The organism is Rhodohalobacter barkolensis, from assembly GCF_002834295.1.
GTDB lineage: Bacteria > Bacteroidota > Rhodothermia > Balneolales > Balneolaceae > Rhodohalobacter > Rhodohalobacter barkolensis.
This window is the reverse complement of record NZ_PISP01000001.1, coordinates 731951-750957: the sequence shown is the minus strand read 5'-3', so window position 1 is coordinate 750957 and position 19007 is coordinate 731951. Positions and strand designations below refer to the sequence as shown.

The window sequence follows — 19007 nt, the reverse complement described above, 5'->3', positions numbered from 1 at the left end:
GATATCTCTCCCCACCTAATTAATAAATTAAAAATTTGTCTGATCTCACTATGACCAATAATGACAAATCACGTATTCCAAAATTTTACAAGTACAGTGTAGAGAACCGGCTGGACGTTCTCCGGGAAAAGGAAATTCTAAATCAGGAGGATTATGTTGCCCTCCGTGAGCAGATGCATCTCCTTACACAGAATGATGCCGATAAAATGATCGAGAATGTAATCGGTGTTTTTGGACTTCCGATGGGACTTGGGCTCAATTTTTTAATTAACAACAAACCGTATGTAGTGCCTATGGTGGTTGAGGAACCTTCCATCCTTGCAGCGGTCAGTTCAGCAGCAAAAGTAGTTCGAAATGCGGGTGGATTTGAATCTGAATCTGATGATCCAATTCTGATCGGTCAAATTCAGCTTGTGGATGTCCGCCATCCCTTAAAAGTTCGACATGCCATATTACAGGAAAAACAGGAGATTCTGAATCTTGCCAACAGCCTCCACCCCAACATGGTTAAGCGAGGTGGCGGAGCGATTGATCTGGAAGTGATGATTCATCAGCAGGATAGGCATCCAGGAAGCATGGTGGTAGTTCACCTGTTAGTTGATACTCGTGATGCCATGGGCGCCAATCTTGTTAACAGCATGTGTGAAGGTGTTGCATCTTTAGTTGAAAAATTATCCGGTTCAAAAGTTTATCTGCGAATCCTTTCTAATCTGACCGATCGGGCGATGGTCAGATCGCAATGCGTCATTCCAACCAAATTTCTCGATTTCAATAACTCTTCAGGCAAAGAAGTACGTGATGGAATCATTCGAGCAGCAGAATTTGCGGCTATTGACTCCTACCGGGCGTCGACCCACAATAAAGGAATTATGAACGGGATTGATCCGCTGGCAATTGCAACAGGCAACGACTGGAGAGCCATTGAAGCGGCCGCGCACGCCTATGCAGCCCGAAGCGGCCGATACACCTCACTGACCAACTGGTACAAAAATGAGAACGGAGACCTGGTCGGCACCATCGACATTCCTCTGAAGGTTGGGACGGTTGGCGGTTCACTCAAATCAAATAAAGCCGTTGGAATTGCTCACCGTATTTTAGGAATTGAATCTGCCACGGAACTGGCGGAAGTGATGGGAGCTGTGGGACTGGCCCAGAATTTTTCGGCATTGCGGTCGCTCGGCACAGAAGGAATTCAGCGTGGACACATGACACTCCATGCCCGAAGTGTGGCCAGTACGGCAGGTGCACCGGCAGAACTTTTTGAAAAAGTGCTTGAACGACTTGTTGAGAGTGGTGAAATCAAAGTCTGGAAAGCGAAAGAGATTATCGAGGAGCTGAAAGGTGAACAGAAGATGGCTGCCACCGGAAAAATTCCTCTTCCTGATGATGACAAGGATATGTCGTACGGATACGGCAAAATCATTTTGACAGGTGAGCACTCCGTTGTTCACGGAACGCACGCTGTAGCCGCCCCCATCACCCTTAAAATGAAGGCGAAGGTGTGGGATCATGATAAGGATGTACGACTTTTGATTCCACGCTGGGGTGTAGAGCAAACCATCGAGTTTGGTGCAGACCACAAGTACTCGATCTATAAATCACTGGAGATGATACTGGATCATCTTGATCTGAGAGATAAGCCGATGAATATTGAAGTATTTCCGGAAGTTCCCCGGGCAATGGGTATGGGCGGTTCAGCGGCATTGGCAGTTGCCATCATACGCGCATTAGACAAACATTTTGAACTAGGTCTGGGCGATGATGATGTGCGTCGTCTCTCCTTTGAGTCGGAGAATATTGTGCATGGCGGTGCATCCGGGATCGATAATACGGTTTCCACTTATGGCAACCTGATCATGTTCCAAAAAGGAACTCCGCCAAAAATGGAGACTTTATCCCTGAAAGAACCTATTCCGATTGTGATTGGTCTGAGTGGCGTTGAAAGCATGACCTCCAAAATGGTTAAACGGGTTCGCGAACAGGCTGAGATATTTCCACAGTGGTATGAAAAGATTTTCAAGCAAATGGATGAGATTGCCCTGGCGTCTAAAGAGGCGATTGAAAACCGGGATTTGAGCCAGCTGGGAATGATCATGAATATGAATCATGGATATCTGAATACACTCGGCGTCTCTTATCCTGATGTTGAAGAGTTGATTGAAATAGCCAGAAATAACGGGGCTTTAGGGGCAAAATTGACCGGTGGTGGCGGAGGCGGAGCTATGATTGCGCTCTGTGATTCTGAAAAGATGCAGAAAAGGATTCAGAAGAAAATGCACGAAAACGGTTACGATGCCCTGATCGCAGAAATCAAGCCTTCTACGCCATAACCTCCCCGTTGTTAAGCGTAGCGAAATCCCGAGCACTTCGGGAAGAGGGGATTAAGGGGTGTGTCAATTGAAATATCGGTTTACGGTATATAGTAGGAGGTTTACGCAGAATCCTCGTCAAACGGCTATAGCCCGTCAGACGAGTTTTCTTAATCCAGTTTCAGCCGAAAACCATAATGTGGTTCATTAATCCTCCCCTCTTGAGAAGGGATTGAGGGGTGTGTTTAATCAGATCTTTGTTTTACGATTTATGGTTAAAGGTTTACGAAAAATCCTATTCAGACGAGTTATGAATGAAGCTGTTATCCTTTAGCAAGATGCTTAGTTACTTCTAGCCTTTTCACCAGACTACTAACTTCTTTTCCATAATCAATACCAAAGTTCTTATCTTTAAAGGATATTATTATCTAAAACTCTTTTTCAATACTAATCTATTTAAAAGATGACCGATTCTGTAGAAATTATGGCCCCTGCTGGCGACTGGGCCTCTCTCCGTGCAGCACTTCAAGCCGGGTCTGATTCTGTTTACTTTGGAGTTGAGCAACTCAATATGCGAGCTCGAGCTACCAATAACTTTACCCTGGATGATCTTGAAGAGATCTCTTTTTTATGTAGCGAGCACAAGACGAAAACCTACCTGACACTTAACACAGTGCTATATGATCACGATCTTCCACTCATGAAAAGAATTATTGATCGTGTGAAAGAGACGGGCATTACGGCGATTATTGCATCAGATCAGTCCGCAATCATGTACGCGCACAAACAAGGTGTCGAAGTTCACATCTCAACCCAAGCAAACATCTCCAACACTGAGATGGTGGAGTTCTACAGCCATTTTGCTGATGTAATGGTGATGGCACGGGAGCTGAGCCTGAATCAGGTAGAAAATATTGTGAATACCGTAAAAGAAAACAACATCACAGGTCCATCCGGCAAACTGGTAGAGATCGAAATTTTTGCTCATGGTGCACTCTGTATGGCGGTATCCGGAAAGTGTTATATGAGTCTTCATACCTACAATTCATCCGCAAACCGTGGAGCCTGCAAGCAAAACTGTCGTCACGCCTACAGGGTAACGAACGATGAGGATGAAGAGTTAATGATAGACAACGAGTATATCATGTCGCCCAAGGATCTCTGCACTATCGACTTTCTGGACCGTATATTGGCTACCGGGGTGAAAGTGTTGAAACTTGAGGGACGTGGCAGGTCGCCGGAATATGTTAAAACGGTAACCCAATGCTATAAAGAAGCAGCGCAATCAGTACTGGATGGAACCTACACCCGTGAAAAAGCAAAAGCGTGGAAAACCAGACTCGAAGAAGTGTATAACCGCGGGTTTTGGAACGGGTACTATCTGGGACAAAGACTGGGTGAGTGGAGTGACCAACACGGGTCGGTAGCCACAAAACAAAAAACATTTGTAGGAAAAGTACTCCACTTCTATCCCGAACCGGAAGTTGCCCATATCAGAATTAAGACGAAAGAACTGCAACTCCACGATCCAATTATAATCGTCGGAGATACAACAGGTGTTGTTGAGACAACAGTTGAATCGCTTTGGGTAGATGATCAGCCTTCAGAGCATGCGGGAAAAGGCGTTGAATGCACCATCAAAGTTCCAGCAAAGGTTCGGCCCGGAGATAATCTCTACCTTTGGGAGGAAAGAGATTGATGCTCATTCAATTTTTTCGAAATAAATGTATCGGTTGCAACTACTGTGTTGAAGTTGCACCTGAAAGATGGCAGATGTCTAAGCGTGACGGCAAGTGTGTTCTTGTAGGTGGAAAGAAAAAAGGAAATATGTACCAGATCAAAGTTGGAGAGCACGAACGGTACGTAAATGAGCAAGCAGCAAATGTATGTCCGGTTAACGTAATTCGATTGGATTAGCACTACCCGGTTTCAATCATCTTATTGAATTAAGAGTATCTGATCTTTAATACCCCGCCTGTCCACTCTCAGAAAGTCATTGGTTTTACCTATCTAATATTTTGACCGCTTCCATTTTGAGCCAGAAAAGTATTGATAATTATTTACTTACTATATTTAAGATAAAGTTGTCTTTTATATATTTTTACTCTTAATATTTAGTAGTTCATTTAAAGACAAAGAACTCTTTTATTAGAAACTAATTCATTCCGATGAAACGAATCTACTCAATCATACTTATTCTTTCCATAGCTGCCGGCACGTTGCAGCCGGCTCTGCCAATGGTTGAGTATATGATAAATCACAACCATTTCAGTAGTGTATTGGATGTTGACTTTTCTGAGTCGGAAGGTGCCCTTTGTGCTTTGAAATGTGCCATTACAAGTATTCAGAATGAATGTGATATGGATCATGAGGAGGATGAGGAGTTACTGGATGTGGATTACTATCCTATTCCACTCAAAATGAGTGATTCTCCGACCATCGGGATTCTGTCTGAACAAACAGAGAGATATCTCAGGACAGGAGATGAACTTCTGACCATATATATGCTACCCAACGCACCCCCTCCCCGATTTCATAGCTAAAACAGAACATTTTTTACAGAAGAGCCCGCAAAATGCGGAATCATTAATCACAAAATTTATTAGCCATGAAATTATTCAAAATAAGTTTTATCACAGTATTCATCTTATTTATAACCGCAGGTTTGATGAACCTGCAAGCACAATCACAGGAATACACCATTGACGGCTTGACTTTTGGTATGCCCGAAGCAGAAGTTTATACAGAAGATTACGACGGCCCTCCGGTTGTTGGCGAGTATGTAACCATGTTACCTCATCTAAAGCCGCTTGACTATGAAGGCAATAAGCACCACGAAATTCGCCTGGACACCTTTACTCAGGAAATTGAAGTCGCTGATGGCGTTCGTTTTCGGGCATGGACATTTGGCGGAATGGTACCGGGTCCGGTCATTCACGTAAAAGAGGGTGATAAAATTACCTTCACAATGAAAAACCGATCGGATGAGATGGTCACTATCACCAAGCCCGGTCTGGAAGGCTCAGATTACCTGAAACAGATCTCAGAAAACGATTATATGGGTGCAGAGCCATCCATCATGCCAATGCCACATTCTATGGACTTCCACTCCGGTACTGTAGCAAAAGATGATAAGTGGAGAACCATTGCTCCCGGTGAAACCATTTCATTTGACTGGTATGCAAATTATGCAGGGACATACATCTACCACTGTGGAACTCCAAGTGTATTGATGCACACTGCAATGGGTCAGCACGGTGTCGTTGTTGTTTCCCCAAAAGATGGTTACGAAACAGATGATCGTGTTGATGAGGAGTACGTAGTCGTTCAATCAGAATACTACCTTAAAAAAGGAGCCGGCGACCTCTATCAGTACGATTTTGAAGGCGCTCAGACCAAACAGCCATCTCATGTTGTATTCAATGGCCACCAAACTATTCTGCACGATCAGCCCCTAACAGCCAATGAAGGCGAACGGGTGCGCATTCACTTTTCAAACAACGGACCAAGCCTGACATCCAGTTTCCATGTGATTGGTGCTATTTTTGACCGTGTTTGGTTAGAGGGACATCCATACAATGAAATGCGAGGCATGCAGACTGTGCTTTTAGGCGCGTCCGGTTCAGCTACTGTTGAATTCATCGTGCCTGAGGAAGGAAAATACACCCTGATCGACCACGAATTTGCCGATGCAGAAAAAGGTGCGACAGGTACACTAAAAGCCGGTCCAAGACAATAGAAAGATGAAACTGCCTTTCAACACATATCATAAAGTAGCTGCGGTTCTTGGCTTTTTACTGGCTATACAACTGCCGGTTGTGCAAGCACAGAATCAGGCTATTGCCATACCGGAAGGCAGCTTTCACTCTGTCTTGCCGGAAGTTGTGGGCGAACCGCATCAGGTGGAGCCTTTTAAAATTGATGAGACCGCTGTTACAAACGAAGATTACCTTGAGTTTTTGAAGGAAAATCCGGAGTGGCAGCGCTCTTCCATCTCTCCACTTTTTGCCGGCAGTGATTATCTGCGTCATTGGGAATATGATTTAAACCCGGGTAGTGATGAGATAATGGACAGACCGGTTACTAGAGTATCCTGGTATGCCGCTAATTCTTATTGCGAATGGAACGGAGGTCGGCTTCCTACTTTAAACGAATGGGAATATGCTGCTCAGGCGATGGATTTCGATTCAAACCTTGAGGCGAACCGTTTCAGTAGTGAGCTGATCGGGTGGTACTCCGCGGTGGATACAAAGATCAAAAGCGATGTGGGATCAACGGGTATCGAAAATCGATATGGAGTCAAAGATCTTTTCGGTCTGATTATGGAGTGGGTCGAAGATTTCAATCCTCCCATTGCCGATGATATCTCACTCGATTGCGGAACCGTAGGCCGAATGCAGGGTGATGCATCTGTGTACAGTTACGCAATGTCAATCCGATACATCACACGAATGAGTTTTAAGCCTACAAGCTCAACAGGTATGCTCGGTTTTCGATGCGCTTACGATATGAACAGCAATAAGATGGAGATTTAATATGAAAGTTTTCAAAGCAACACTCATTACTTTATTTGTGCTATCCGCATCAGCGGTTACAGCAACGGCTCAGCACAGTCAGGGAGATGGACATGATCATGGTCACGAGCATGACATGGAGCAGATGAAAGAGCTTGACTCTGAAGCAATCAATCATTCCGAGTCACTGCATCAGATTCCGACAACATGGGTCAACCAAAACAGTGAATCCGTACAGATCAAAGATTTTGCCGGACAGCCACTCATAGTGGTAATGTTTTACGGAAAGTGTACGGAAACCTGTCCGATGCTGATTCAGCGAACCTGGAAGCTATACTCCTCACTGAGTGAAGAGACTCAGGAAAACATCAATGTTCTGGCTGTAAGTTTTGATTACAAAAACGACACACCCCAAGCACTGAAAGAGTATGCCGAATATGAACAGCTCGATCTGCCCGACTGGCATTTTGTAACGGCTGATCAAATGGATATCCGGCAACTTGCCTCCCTCCTGGGAGTTCAGTATCGGGAGCGCAGTGATGGACATTTTGATCACTCAAACCTGATAACAGTTCTGGATAAACACGGTAATATCAGCCACAGGATTGAAGGTATTATCGGAAATCTGGCTGACGATATCACTCTTATTGAAAGTCTAACCCGTTGAAATTAATTGTTTTACATATCACCCTTTTAGTACTGACTGTTAGCGGACTTTATGCACAAAACAATCAAAATGCTGAAGCCGATACAGTTACCATTCGAATTGTGGGATCAATGGAAAATTCCAGGTTTGTTCCGGCTGAAGCAGATATTCAAAAAGGTGATCTGCTGAGGTTTGTGGTAGAGGAAGGCATACACACCGTTACCGCCTACCATCCGGATAATCGCAGAGAACTTGGGATTCCGGAGTCGGCTGAATCATTTGATTCAGATCTGCTTCAAAAAGGTCAGGAGTGGTTTTACCGCCCAAATGTAACCGGTGAATACAACTACTTCTGCCGCCCACACGAACGTATGGGACACAAAGGAAAATTTACCGTCCGATCATCGGACAAAAACAACTAAACAGTTTATAAAAAACTAAATCTAATAGAATTATGAAACGTACAATTAAAACAATTATCACACTATTTACAGCACTCCTTATCGCTATACCGGCATTTGCATCTAACGAAAGCGATGATATACGAACCGTAAACATCAAAGGAATGGACAATATGAAATTTGATGTAACCCTGATTGAAGCTGAACCGGGTGAAACCATCAAAATCGTATTTGAGACTAAAAGTGATATGCCACCCCAGACTATGTCTCACAACATTGCCATTGTTGACCTTGGAACAGATACCGATGCTTTTGCACAGGCTTCCATGTCGGCCAGAGATAACGAGTTCATCGCACCTGATTATGAAGACCAGGTGATCTTTAACACACCAATGCTGGGCGGCGGTGAATCAGTAGAGATGGAGTTTACAGTTCCTGAAACCAAAGGCGACTATGACTTTGTTTGCACCTTCCCCGGACACTACATGGCTGGAATGGTCGGAATCTTGCGCGTACAGTAAACAAGTTCATTCATACTCAAAAAGAAACCATCCAAATGCTATCCAATTCAGGTAAATATGGGTTAAGAGCTTGTGAGTATTTAGCTCTTCAATCTGGTGACACTCCGGTGTCTACCAAGAGGATTAGTCGTGAACTGGATATGCCCAATGAGTATCTGGTTAAGGTACTCCAAAAACTGAAAAAAGCCGGTCTGGTCAGATCAAAACGAGGATCAAATGGAGGGGTTTTACTGGCCAGACCTGCATCAGAAATTTTCTTAATTGACATCATTCAGGCTTCCAATCCCTCATTTATTGAAATGTACACCGATAAAGGAAAACCGGATACAAAATTGGAACTGTCCGCTTTGTTTAAAGACTTAGAATTTTTATCAGATATCACGTTTAAGTTTATAAAGGAAAGTACATTGAGTGATTTTTCAGAGTATCGAAATATTAAAATTTAAATAACCTCAATAACAATCTATAAATAAGTATTGACCATGATGAATAACGACCCAACAACTTTAGTACAGAGAAACATTGGTGATATTGTTGCTGATAACTACCACGCTGCCGGTGTTTTCAAAGAGTTTGGAATTGACTTCTGCTGTGGAGGCGGTTTACCGCTTGGAGAGGTTTGCGAACGTAAAGGTATCAATCCCGACCAGGTCACTTTAAAATTGAGCACAATGCCTACCGGTGGAACAACCGTCAATCAGAAGTTTAACCTATGGGAACCCGACTTTTTGATAGACTACATCATCAATAATCATCACACCTTTGTGCGTACCAAAACGGAGGAAATTTTGGTGTATGCTGCGAAAGTTGCCAACGTTCATGGAGAGCGTCACCCGGAAAATATCGAGATCTATCAATTGTTTGCAAAGCTTTCCAATGAGCTGATTCAACACCTCCAAGATGAAGAGCAGACTGTTTTTCCATTGATTAAAAATATACATCTTCAGATTAAAAACGGTGAAGAAGTAAATGAGAAATTGGCAAATCAGCTACGTGCAGAACTCGATCACATGATTGATGATCATGAAGGTGCCGGCGATATCATGAAAGAGATCCGTTCTCTAAGCAACGATTTTACACCTCCTGCAGATGCATGTGCAACCTATCAAATACTTTACCAGAACCTGGCCGGATTTGAAGAGGACCTGCATCAGCACGTTCACCTCGAGAATAACATCTTATTTAAAAAAGCAGAGACACTTCTATCTGATTTATGATTTGATTGCTGTAATAATAATTCATCGTTTCGGTTTTGAAAGGTCGAAACGATTTCATCTCAGTTCAACAACAAACCCCGTCGGTTCATGTATTTTTGGTCAGTGTTTGTCCACATCACCATTGTTTGTTTCTGGATTGGCGGTATAATCTTTACGGCTGCCGTTCTGGTACCTGCAACCCGAAAAAAACTTGCTACACAACGCGGACTTCTATTTACTGAACTGGGCACACGTTTCAGCCGACTGAGTTGGCTACTCTTCCCTATTCTCATAATTACCGGAATCACCGCCCTGCTTGGCCGGGGCTTCAGCGTACAGGATCTGATTTCAGTCACATTCTGGCAAAGTGAGTATGGATCAACCCTATTCAGTAAATTGATCGCATTCTCCTTGATGTTAATTGTAGCAGCGATTCATGATTTCTGGCTCGGCCCAAAAGCCGCAGATTTAATGAAGAAAGATCCCAATAGTGAAACTACTTACAGATATCGCAAGGCCTCGAGCTGGGGTGGCCGGATCAATTTAATCTTGGGGCTGATCATTCTCTACTTTGCTGTTTCGCTGGTGAGATGATAAAATTTGAACATGTTTATCCTAAAATAATCCACTATGCCGACTACAAGCCGATGGTTTATAAAAGCCGGTGTTATCTACTTTGTATTAGGGATTACGCTCGTCTTTCTGGATGAAATCCCTTTAATGAGCAGTAAACTCTCTTTATTGCCAATCTATTTGCATATGCTGGTTATGGGCTGGATTACTCAGTTGATCATCGGGGTATCAGTATGGATGTTTCCCCGCAAACACCGGGACAAAAAAAGAAGAGAATCAATTTTGGTTTGGGCAACATTTTGGACTTTAAATATCGGTTTGATCCTTCGATTTTTATCTGAACCGTTTATTCCACTTTTAAAGGATGGCAAAGTTATTCAAATCAGTATTGTTGTATCAGCGTTGTTGCAGTGGATCGCCGTGATTCTATATACCATCGAGATTTGGCCAAGGCTTCAAAACCGTAAAAAACAAAGATAGTTATTGTTATGATGCCCTCTCAATCCATCTGGATGATTCGATCATCTCTCCTCTACCTGCTGCTATCAGTAAGCGTGGGCACCCTTATCCTGATTCATAAAGTGATAGCGGTTCACCCTTTTATTTGGGCACTGCTGCCGGCTCATTACGAAATGGCTATCTGGGGATGGGTCGTACAACTGGCAATGGGAACAGCGTACTGGATGTTTCCCAAAAAATTATCAGAACCCAGAAGAGGACCAGGTTGGGCCGGCTGGCTGGTTTTTGGTTTCTATAATTTCGGTTTGATGCTTTTGGTTATAACTACACTCTTTCAAACACACTTTTTTGTTTCCATTGCAAGCAGAGGCCTGATTCTGAGCTCAATCCTCATCTTTGCAATACTAATGTGGCAAAGAATTGTAACCTACCGCCATCACCATTAAATTATAAGTCATTCAGAATTACTTATAAGTATTAGTCATGGAAGAAAAGATTCTCATCAATCAACTTCAAAATCGTAAAATTCAACCTACTTCAATGCGGTTGATGGTTTTAAACTTCCTGGTTAAAAACGAGGCAGCTGTGAGTCTTACTTTACTGGAGAACCATTTTACCCGTTCAGACAGAACCACTCTGTACCGTACACTAAGAACATTTGAAGAGAAAGGTCTTGTGCACAGAATTGATGACGCGGGAGACAGCACCAAATACGCTCTCTGTCCGGCCGAATGCACATGCTCCTATCCCGATGACACGCACCTACATTTTTTCTGTACTGATTGTGAGAAAACGTTCTGCTTTAGAGACTTAAACATTCCAAACTTTTCACTTCCTGAACAGTTTATTCCCAAAAAAGGGAATTTTGTCATCAGTGGGTTCTGTCCTTCCTGTGCTGCCTAAATATCTTTGCAATAGTGTTGCATGCCGGTCACTTCTTATCTTCAAGTTAAATGATAGCAATTTTGAAATTAACTTGATCCATGTCACAATCTTCAGCTCAAACAGGGTGTAAAACATGCAGTGTAAATCATGATACCCCCTCTTACTCTACTGATGAAGTAAATTTTCTCACCAAACACTGGCAGCCAATCGTTTCTGCCCTGCTATTAACCATTGGGTTAATTCTGGACTATTTCATTGATCCGGTATGGTTTAATGAAAGTTTTCGTCTTGCCTGGTATCTGATTGCATATCTGCCGGTCGGGTATCCGGTTGTAAAAATGGGATGGGAAAGCCTGATCAGAGGCGAAGTGTTCACAGAATTCTTTTTGATGAGTATAGCCACATTTGGAGCTTTCTTTATTGGCGAGTACCCCGAAGGCGTGGCTGTTATGCTTTTTTATTCTGTTGGTGAAGCATTTCAACATAGTGCCGTTCAAAAGGCAAGAAGCAGTATCCGTGCCCTGCTCGACGTACGGGCAGAGGTAGCTCACGTCAAAGACGGGAACTCTTTCAAAACTGTTCACCCGGATAGTGTACCAATTGGCCAGATTATTCAAGTGAAACCGGGAGAGAGAGTACCTTTAGACGGAAAACTGATAACCGATCGCGCTGCATTTGACACTTCTGCCATTACCGGCGAAAGTAAACCTCGACATATTTCGGATAATGAGAATGTGTTAGCCGGAATGATCAATTTAAATCGGGTTATTGAGCTGGAGGTCCAAAAAACTTACGAAAACAGTTCCATCTCCCGAATCCTGAAGATGGTACAGGAAGCGACATCCAGGAAAGCAAAAACGGAACTGTTCATACGCTCATTCGCGAAAGTTTACACTCCCATTGTGGTATTGCTGGCAACTCTTCTTGTAGCTCTTCCCGCTCTTTTTGTCTCATCATACGTATTCGAGGAGTGGCTCTATCGCGGACTGGTCTTTCTTGTGATCTCCTGCCCTTGCGCTTTGGTGATCTCTATCCCGCTTGGATATTTTGGCGGAATCGGTGCAGCATCTAAAAATGGAATATTGGTGAAAGGAGGTAATTTTCTGGATGCACTCCGTTCGGTCAAAACGGTAGTCTTTGACAAAACCGGAACCCTGACACACGCTACATTTTCTGTTCAAAATATTGAACTGTACTCCGACATGAACGAATCGCAAATAGGCTCTTATCTGTTTGCGGTTGAGAAAGTCTCAAATCATCCTATTGCAAGAGCAATTACTGATTACATCTACACTCCCGAACATTCGCTGAAAGTAGATCAACAGAACGAAATACCGGGTTATGGATTAAAGTCCATTATTGAGGGACAAACTGTGGTCATTGGTAATCAAAAGCTAATGGAGAACGAACAGGTTGAATTGAATAAGTCAGGTTCTGAATCCAAAAATTCTTCCACAAAAGTACATATGGCAATTGACGGTATTCATCAAGCTACTGTAACCATTTCTGATCGGTTGAAAGATGACGCTAAACACGCGATCCGACAATTACATCATCTGGGCGTGGATCGAACGGTTATGCTCAGCGGAGATCACAAAGAAGTAGTCGAGGAAGTTGGCCGTGATCTGAAAATTGATGAAATCTATGGAGATTTGCTACCGGAACAGAAATCAGAAAAACTTGAAGAGATTAAAGAGCGAACAAAAGGCAAAGTAGCCTATGCCGGAGACGGAATAAATGATGCACCGGTTTTAGCTTTAAGTGATGTTGGAATTGCAATGGGTGCGATGGGAAGTGATGCGGCAGTAGAGACGGCTGATGTCGTGATTCAATCCGACCAACTTACCAAAATAGCAGAATCGATAAGGATTGCACGTAAGACACGAAACATAGTCTGGCAGAACATAGGTCTCGCCCTGGGTGTTAAGACGGTTGTACTGGCTCTGGGGGCTTTAGGAATGGCCTCTCTGTGGGAAGCGGTCTTTGCTGATGTAGGAGTTGCACTTCTGGCTATCCTAAATGCAGTTAGAATTCAGAAAATGAACTTTTCATCAAATTCCTGAATATTACTATCCTCTTTTGGATTTTACGTAAATGTAGGCAGGCATACGCTCTTTCATCCGGACAAAAAAAAGCCTGAAAAACATTTGAGCAATACCTTTTAATATATCTAAGAGCATGTATAGTCCGAGAAGTCTTGAAAGAAGATCCATGATATAAAAATCGGGTTCGTTTAGTATAAAAGAGAAACGAACCCGTTTAATGTTACAAGATCGTTGAGTTTTCTAATTTACAGAATACCAACCACCGATTATCCCACATATACTGTTTTTACGTTCACAAACTCCTTAATTCCAAAGTGTGATAATTCACGACCATAACCACTCTCCTTAATTCCGCCAAAAGGCAGCCTTGGATCTGATTTGACTAAAGAGTTTACAAAACAGTTACCGGCATTTAATTTTTTCGAAGCAATCTTCTCCCCTTTACCAAGATCCTCTGTGAAGACCGCTGCACCTAATCCAAATATACTGTCGTTTGCAATTTGAATGGCCTCCTCTTCATCTTTCGCCTTGATAATTGCTGCAACCGGACCAAAAAGTTCTTCTTCATAGGCAGCCATACCCTGCTTAACATCAGTCAACACAGTTGGAGGATACCAGGCGCCTTTCCGGTCAGGTATCTCTCCGCCCAGCAAACATTTAGCTCCCTTATCAATACTTCGTTTAACTTGATCGTGAAGTTCATCCCGAAGGTCATTTCTTGCCTGCGGACCTAAATCGAACGAGTCGTCCATAGGATCACCCATCGTTCGGTTCTTCATTTCCTCTACAAATTTCTCTTCAAACTCTTCGAACCTGGATTCAACCACGATGAACCGTTTAGCCGCAATACAACTTTGGCCATTGTTGATCAGACGGCTGTTTACACAAGTTGGAATGGCTTTATCGATATCGGCGTCATCCAAAATCAGGTAAGGATCACTTCCACCCAACTCCAGTACTGTTTTCTTAAGCTCTGATCCCGCCTTTTCCGCGACAGCTTTTCCGGCCGGAACACTGCCCGTGAGAGTTACAGCTTTTATAATCGGATTTTCAATCACCCCGGCAACTTTACTGCTTCCTATTTTCAATGTTCGAAAAAGATCCTCAGGAAAACCCGCTTTCTTGAAAACATCCTCAATGGCCAAAGCGCAACCCGTAACGTTAGAAGCATGTTTAAGCAGCCCGGCATTACCGGCCATAAGACCGGGTACAGCAAAACGAAAAACCTGCCAGAACGGAAAGTTCCAGGGCATTACTGCAAGAACACTACCCAATGGCTCAAAAGTAACAAAGCTTTTAGAAGCATCAGTTTCGATAATTTCATCATTTAAAAATGCCTCTCCGTTCTCTGCGTAATAATCACAAACCCAGGCACATTTGTCCACTTCTGCTCGGGCTCCGGATATTGGCTTTCCCATCTCTCTTGTCATCAGTTCCGCATACTCATCTCGGTTGTTTCGAAGAACATCACCGGCTTTCCTCATCAAATCTGCCCTGTGACCAAAGTCAACGGTGCGCCAGCTTTTGAATGCTTTATCATTTCTCTTTAGGATATTCTCAATTTCAGAATCTGTGTGCTCCTCATACTCCTTTATGAGTTCCTCATTTACGGGATTGATCGATTGTAGCATGTCAGTATTATTAAATGAATGTTTACTCTCTATATCTATATGTTCAACAAAATAATTGAAATTTAGGGTTCATCGTATTTTACCTTGATAAATATGAACTCATCAAATCTATAAGCAAATTAATTAAATCTGCTTGATTAGATTACTGATCCAACGGCTGAAGTTTAGCTGAAAAGTGCCTCAATACAGCAGGCGATGATATAATTTTATATCCTTTCAGTTCATTTCTCTGATTATATGCATGAATCACAACCTCAGCTAAATAGTCGATATGGCTTTGAGTGTACACTCTTCGCGGAATTGCCAGCCGCACCAGCTCCATGGATGCGGGTTTCTCTGAACCATCCGGCTGCAAGCCAAACATGACACTTCCAATTTCAACGGCACGCACACCTCCAATCAGATAAAGTGCGTTGGTCAAACTCCAGGCCGGATATTCAAGCGGATCAATTTGAGGCAGCATCTCTTTTGCGTCAATGTAAACGGCATGACCTCCCGTTGGCTGCACAATCGAAATTCCCGCATCAATCAGTTTATCTCCCAAATATGCTGTGGATCTGATACGATATTTCAGATATCCCTCATCCAATGCTTCGTACAGACCGGTAGCAACAGCTTCCATATCATAACCGGCCATTCCTCCGTAGGTTGGAAAACCTTCGGTAAGTATTGTAAGGCTTCGACAATCCTGAGCGAGTTTATCATTATTCAAAGCAAGAAATCCACCGATATTGGCCATACCGTCTTTTTTGGCACTCATGGTGCATCCATCAGCATAGCTAAAGATCTCGTGTGCAATCTCTATCGGTTTTTTGTCCTCATACCCTTCTTCCCTGGTTTTGATAAACCAGCTGTTTTCGGCAAATCGACATGCATCAATAAAAAATGGTATATCATGACTTCGGGCTATTTTGGACACCGCTTTTACATTCTCCATACTAACCGGTTGCCCGCCACCCGAATTATTCGTCAACGTTAGCATGATGACCGGAATATTGTCTTGTCCAACTCGCTTGATTGTCCCTTCCAGTTTTTCAACGTTCATATTTCCTTTAAACGGATGGATAGTCAGCGGCTGGCGTCCTTCATCAATCACCAGGTCTAAAGCCTCTGCTCCGTTGTGTTCGACGTGGGCACGGGTGGTATCAAAATGAGTGTTACTGGGAATGACATCCCCTTTTTTGGCGATCGTTGTAAAGAGAATATTTTCAGCAGCCCTTCCCTGGTGCGTGGGGATAACATGTTTAAAACCGGTTATATCCTGAACTGCGCTTTCGAATCTGTAAAATGACTCAGATCCTGCATAAGATTCATCACTGCTAATCATGCCCGCCCACTGTTTTGCAGACATGGCCCCTGTTCCGCTATCCGTTAGAAGATCAATAACCACATCCTTTGCTTTCAATAAAAATGGGTTATAACCCGCTTCACTCAACAGGGCTTTACGTTGTTCCATTGTGGTGAACCGGATAGGCTCCACTGATCGAATTCGAAATGGCTCAATGATGGTGTCAGTCTTAAATCCTTTTAGCTCCATGGTATGATAATCGTTTGTTAGTCTTCTTGATGGCAGATCAACGAAAAGTTTATCCGTAATAATTGAGTTTTGACTTTGCCTTTTCCTCAAACACTGTCTAATTTAAGATAAAAATATCCTAATAACTTTATCGATCATGATCGAATCTTTCTTCTCTCCCAAAAAAGTCGCTGTTATTGGCGCGTCAAGAGATCCTCACAAATTGGGATACGGTGTTATTCGTAACCTATTGAAATATAAATTCAAGGGTGAAATTTTCCCCGTAAACAAAAATGCATCAGAAATACTGGATATTCCCTGCTACTCATCTGTGGAAGATCTGCCTGATGGAATAGATTTGGCTGTGGTTGTACTGCCGGCTACAATCGTTCCTAAAATCATTGAACAATGCGGGGCAAAAGAGATTAAAAACGCCATTGTTGTCAGTGGTGGCTTTAGCGAAACGGGAGAAGAAGGCCAGGAGCTGGAAGATAAATTGAAAGAAGTTGCCGAAAAGCACGGTATTCGAATCATTGGTCCTAATTGCATTGGAACCATAGACACACATACACCTGTCAATACCACATTTGTGGTTGGGATGCCTGAGCAGGGAGGCATTGGGTTTATATCACAATCCGGGGCGATGGTCGCTGCCGTGATAGACTGGGCTCGTGGTGCCGGAGTGGGTTTCTCTCGTATCGTAAGTTTGGGCAACCAGATTGATGTAACAGAAACCGAAATGATTGATCTGATCGGAAATGATCGTCAAACTGAGGTTATAACAGCATATGCTGAGGGAGTTTCGGATGGAGCTAAATTTTTAAAGATATCTCGCGAAATAGCCCGTAAAAAACCTTTTGTTATTTTGAAAGGCGGGCAGAGTGAAAAAGGTGCAGAAGCTGTTTCATCACATACAGGAGCATTATCAGGAAGCAAAGAGGCATATTCAGCCGCATTTCGAAAATCGGGAGTCCTTGAAGCGAGAACTATGGAAGAGATGTTCGATTGGGCACGAACACTGGCCTGGCAGCCCCTTCCAAAAGGAAAACGGGTAGCTGTTCTCACCAACGCCGGAGGACCCGCAATTTTAGCCGTGGATGCCCTTGAAAAAGTCGGTCTTGAAATGGCTCCGCTAACAAACGAAACTAAAAATTATCTCAAAAGCCGTTTACCGAAAGCCGCAAGTGCGAAAAATCCGGTAGACGTTCTTGCAGGCTCAGGTCCCGCAACCTATACACTTGCACTCGAAGCTCTTCTGACAGATGAGACTGTAGATGCAGTTATTGTTATTCAGGCGCCCCAGGACTGGTTTCTGCCCGCGAGTTTAGCTGAAGTTGTGGGAGAAACTGCCGGTTTACACAAAAAACCTGTCATTGCTTCCATCATGGGTAAAGCATCTGTGGATGAGGCACTTAATATTTTGCATAAGCGACGTGTTCCAAATGTGTCGTTTCCGGAGCGGGCCGCATCGATTATCGCTGCGATGGTTCAGCGTAAAGAGTGGATGAATTCAGAAAATCATCAGCCGGAAGAAGCAGCCAAATATATTCCTGCCGATGCGGATACCTATATCAAAAATGAAAACTGGGAACATCTGATTGAAGCGTACGGGATAAAACTTCCTGAACAAACAGAAGCTGAAAACTTAGCCGATGCCTTGGATGCTTCAAATAAAATGGGTTATCCGGTGGTAATGAAGATTCTTGCCAAAGAACATACTCACAAATCAGATATTGGTGGAGTGAAAGTGAATCTGCAAAACTCGGAGGATGTAAAAAAAGCGTGGAATGAAATCACTCAAGCCGCTGAAAGATCAAATGCTGAAATGGATGGCGTATTGATTCAGAAGATGCTTCGGGGCGGACAGGAAATCATTATCGGGATTAAGCAGGATGAACAATTTGGTCCCCTGGTGGTTTTTGGTACGGGAGGCACTGAAGTAGAACTCTACAAGGATGTAGAAACCGCCGTGGCACCTCTCAGCGATAGTGAAGCAAACCAATTAATTGAATCGACCATTGCCGGCAAGAAGCTAAAAGGATGGCGAAATCTACCTCCGGCCGACATGGATGCGGTTAAACAAGCACTCATCAGTATGAGCAGAATTGCAGTAAATCATCCCGAAATTCTCGAAATGGAAATGAACCCTCTATTTGTTTTAGAAAAAGGTGAAGGTGCTTTTGCCATCGATATAAGAGGAACAAAGTCATCTAATTAATCCATCATTTACTAAAATACATATTTACCCGTTTACCCGGCTATTTGTATCCGAATAACAGGATTTGTGATACTAAACCACATTTGAAATTTT

The 19007-nt window shown here is 43.2% G+C and carries 19 protein-coding genes; 17 read left to right on the top strand and 2 right to left on the bottom strand.

Annotation, left to right across the window (positions count from 1 at the left end):
* The first annotated feature begins 35 nt into the window (after positions 1-35).
* From CWD77_RS03015 to CWD77_RS02940, 16 genes are all read left to right on the top strand, one after another.
* Positions 36-2330, top strand: a complete 2295-nt coding sequence (locus tag CWD77_RS03015; RefSeq protein ID WP_206017930.1) for a hydroxymethylglutaryl-CoA reductase, degradative — start codon at positions 36-38, stop codon at positions 2328-2330.
* Positions 2331-2772: 442 nt separating this feature from the next.
* On the top strand, positions 2773-4008 hold the full coding sequence (locus tag CWD77_RS03010; protein ID WP_101071743.1) for a peptidase U32 family protein: 1236 nt from the start codon (positions 2773-2775) through the stop codon (positions 4006-4008).
* Complete coding sequence (locus CWD77_RS03005; protein ID WP_165779064.1) at positions 4008-4226, top strand: ferredoxin; 219 nt, start codon at positions 4008-4010, stop codon at positions 4224-4226. Before CWD77_RS03010 ends, CWD77_RS03005 begins: the two co-directional genes overlap by 1 nt.
* 251 nt (positions 4227-4477) lie before the next feature.
* Positions 4478-4852: a hypothetical protein gene (locus CWD77_RS03000; RefSeq protein ID WP_101071742.1), complete on the top strand. Its 375-nt coding sequence runs from the start codon at positions 4478-4480 to the stop codon at positions 4850-4852.
* Positions 4853-4917: 65 nt separating this feature from the next.
* Positions 4918-6048 carry a multicopper oxidase domain-containing protein gene (locus CWD77_RS02995; protein WP_101071741.1) on the top strand — a complete coding sequence of 377 codons (1131 nt, stop codon included), beginning with the start codon at positions 4918-4920 and terminating at the stop codon, positions 6046-6048.
* Between the two features lie 4 nt (positions 6049-6052).
* Entirely contained in the window at positions 6053-6844 is a 792-nt protein-coding gene (locus CWD77_RS02990) for a formylglycine-generating enzyme family protein (RefSeq protein WP_101071740.1), read from the top strand.
* Between the two features lies 1 nt (position 6845).
* Positions 6846-7490 carry an SCO family protein gene (locus CWD77_RS02985; protein ID WP_101071739.1) on the top strand — a complete coding sequence of 215 codons (645 nt, stop codon included), beginning with the start codon at positions 6846-6848 and terminating at the stop codon, positions 7488-7490.
* The gene (locus CWD77_RS02980; RefSeq protein WP_101071738.1) at positions 7487-7891 is read left to right on the top strand and encodes a cupredoxin domain-containing protein; all 405 of its coding nucleotides are present in this window, start codon (positions 7487-7489) and stop codon (positions 7889-7891) included. The genes CWD77_RS02985 and CWD77_RS02980 overlap by 4 nt, the downstream gene beginning before the upstream one ends.
* A gap of 32 nt (positions 7892-7923) precedes the next feature.
* The gene (locus CWD77_RS02975; RefSeq protein WP_101071737.1) at positions 7924-8391 is read left to right on the top strand and encodes a plastocyanin/azurin family copper-binding protein; all 468 of its coding nucleotides are present in this window, start codon (positions 7924-7926) and stop codon (positions 8389-8391) included.
* 35 nt (positions 8392-8426) lie between these two features.
* Complete coding sequence (locus CWD77_RS02970; RefSeq protein WP_101071736.1) at positions 8427-8837, top strand: RrF2 family transcriptional regulator; 411 nt, start codon at positions 8427-8429, stop codon at positions 8835-8837.
* A gap of 36 nt (positions 8838-8873) precedes the next feature.
* Positions 8874-9608, top strand: coding sequence for an iron-sulfur cluster repair di-iron protein (gene ric / locus CWD77_RS02965; protein WP_133120166.1), 735 nt, complete (start codon positions 8874-8876; stop codon positions 9606-9608).
* An 87-nt stretch (positions 9609-9695) separates the two neighbouring features.
* Complete coding sequence (locus CWD77_RS02960) at positions 9696-10181, top strand: DUF4149 domain-containing protein (RefSeq protein WP_101071734.1); 486 nt, start codon at positions 9696-9698, stop codon at positions 10179-10181.
* Positions 10182-10217: 36 nt separating this feature from the next.
* Positions 10218-10640: an NnrS family protein gene (locus CWD77_RS02955; RefSeq protein WP_101071733.1), complete on the top strand. Its 423-nt coding sequence runs from the start codon at positions 10218-10220 to the stop codon at positions 10638-10640.
* A gap of 8 nt (positions 10641-10648) precedes the next feature.
* Positions 10649-11065 carry a hypothetical protein gene (locus CWD77_RS02950; protein ID WP_101071732.1) on the top strand — a complete coding sequence of 139 codons (417 nt, stop codon included), beginning with the start codon at positions 10649-10651 and terminating at the stop codon, positions 11063-11065.
* Positions 11066-11102: 37 nt separating this feature from the next.
* Positions 11103-11522 (top strand): Fur family transcriptional regulator, encoded by a 420-nt coding sequence (locus tag CWD77_RS02945; RefSeq protein WP_101071731.1) that lies wholly within the window; start codon positions 11103-11105, stop codon positions 11520-11522.
* 80 nt (positions 11523-11602) lie between these two features.
* Positions 11603-13567, top strand: coding sequence for a heavy metal translocating P-type ATPase (locus CWD77_RS02940; RefSeq protein WP_101071730.1), 1965 nt, complete (start codon positions 11603-11605; stop codon positions 13565-13567).
* Between the two features lie 248 nt (positions 13568-13815).
* On the opposite strand, the gene CWD77_RS02935 is transcribed toward CWD77_RS02940, so the two are convergent.
* Both CWD77_RS02935 and CWD77_RS02930 read right to left on the bottom strand, forming a co-directional pair.
* Positions 13816-15180, bottom strand: a complete 1365-nt coding sequence (locus CWD77_RS02935) for an NAD-dependent succinate-semialdehyde dehydrogenase (RefSeq protein ID WP_101071729.1) — start codon at positions 15178-15180, stop codon at positions 13816-13818.
* Positions 15181-15322: 142 nt separating this feature from the next.
* On the bottom strand, positions 15323-16717 hold the full coding sequence (locus tag CWD77_RS02930) for a tryptophanase (RefSeq protein WP_101071728.1): 1395 nt from the start codon (positions 16715-16717) through the stop codon (positions 15323-15325).
* Between the two features lie 136 nt (positions 16718-16853).
* Between CWD77_RS02930 and CWD77_RS02925 the strand changes: the two genes are divergently transcribed.
* A complete protein-coding gene (locus tag CWD77_RS02925; RefSeq protein WP_101071727.1) occupies positions 16854-18914 on the top strand; it encodes an acetate--CoA ligase family protein in 2061 nt (686 codons plus the stop codon).
* Positions 18915-19007 lie beyond the last annotated feature (93 nt).

What these genes read in the sequence shown, in the direction of transcription:
- CWD77_RS03010 (WP_101071743.1), top strand. Translation starts at nt 2,773, where the DNA reads ATGACCGATTCTGTAGAAATTATGGCCCCTGCTGGCGACTGGGCCTCT.
- CWD77_RS03005 (WP_165779064.1), top strand. Translation starts at nt 4,008, where the DNA reads ATGCTCATTCAATTTTTTCGAAATAAATGTATCGGTTGCAACTACTGT.
- CWD77_RS03000 (WP_101071742.1), top strand. Translation starts at nt 4,478, where the DNA reads ATGAAACGAATCTACTCAATCATACTTATTCTTTCCATAGCTGCCGGC.
- CWD77_RS02995 (WP_101071741.1), top strand. Translation starts at nt 4,918, where the DNA reads ATGAAATTATTCAAAATAAGTTTTATCACAGTATTCATCTTATTTATA.
- CWD77_RS02990 (WP_101071740.1), top strand. Translation starts at nt 6,053, where the DNA reads ATGAAACTGCCTTTCAACACATATCATAAAGTAGCTGCGGTTCTTGGC.
- CWD77_RS02985 (WP_101071739.1), top strand. Translation starts at nt 6,846, where the DNA reads ATGAAAGTTTTCAAAGCAACACTCATTACTTTATTTGTGCTATCCGCA.
- CWD77_RS02975 (WP_101071737.1), top strand. Translation starts at nt 7,924, where the DNA reads ATGAAACGTACAATTAAAACAATTATCACACTATTTACAGCACTCCTT.
- CWD77_RS02970 (WP_101071736.1), top strand. Translation starts at nt 8,427, where the DNA reads ATGCTATCCAATTCAGGTAAATATGGGTTAAGAGCTTGTGAGTATTTA.
- ric (WP_133120166.1), top strand. Translation starts at nt 8,874, where the DNA reads ATGATGAATAACGACCCAACAACTTTAGTACAGAGAAACATTGGTGAT.
- CWD77_RS02960 (WP_101071734.1), top strand. Translation starts at nt 9,696, where the DNA reads ATGTATTTTTGGTCAGTGTTTGTCCACATCACCATTGTTTGTTTCTGG.
- CWD77_RS02955 (WP_101071733.1), top strand. Translation starts at nt 10,218, where the DNA reads ATGCCGACTACAAGCCGATGGTTTATAAAAGCCGGTGTTATCTACTTT.
- CWD77_RS02950 (WP_101071732.1), top strand. Translation starts at nt 10,649, where the DNA reads ATGATGCCCTCTCAATCCATCTGGATGATTCGATCATCTCTCCTCTAC.
- CWD77_RS02945 (WP_101071731.1), top strand. Translation starts at nt 11,103, where the DNA reads ATGGAAGAAAAGATTCTCATCAATCAACTTCAAAATCGTAAAATTCAA.
- CWD77_RS02940 (WP_101071730.1), top strand. Translation starts at nt 11,603, where the DNA reads ATGTCACAATCTTCAGCTCAAACAGGGTGTAAAACATGCAGTGTAAAT.
- CWD77_RS02935 (WP_101071729.1), bottom strand. Translation starts at nt 15,180, where the DNA reads ATGCTACAATCGATCAATCCCGTAAATGAGGAACTCATAAAGGAGTAT.
- CWD77_RS02930 (WP_101071728.1), bottom strand. Translation starts at nt 16,717, where the DNA reads ATGGAGCTAAAAGGATTTAAGACTGACACCATCATTGAGCCATTTCGA.
- CWD77_RS02925 (WP_101071727.1), top strand. Translation starts at nt 16,854, where the DNA reads ATGATCGAATCTTTCTTCTCTCCCAAAAAAGTCGCTGTTATTGGCGCG.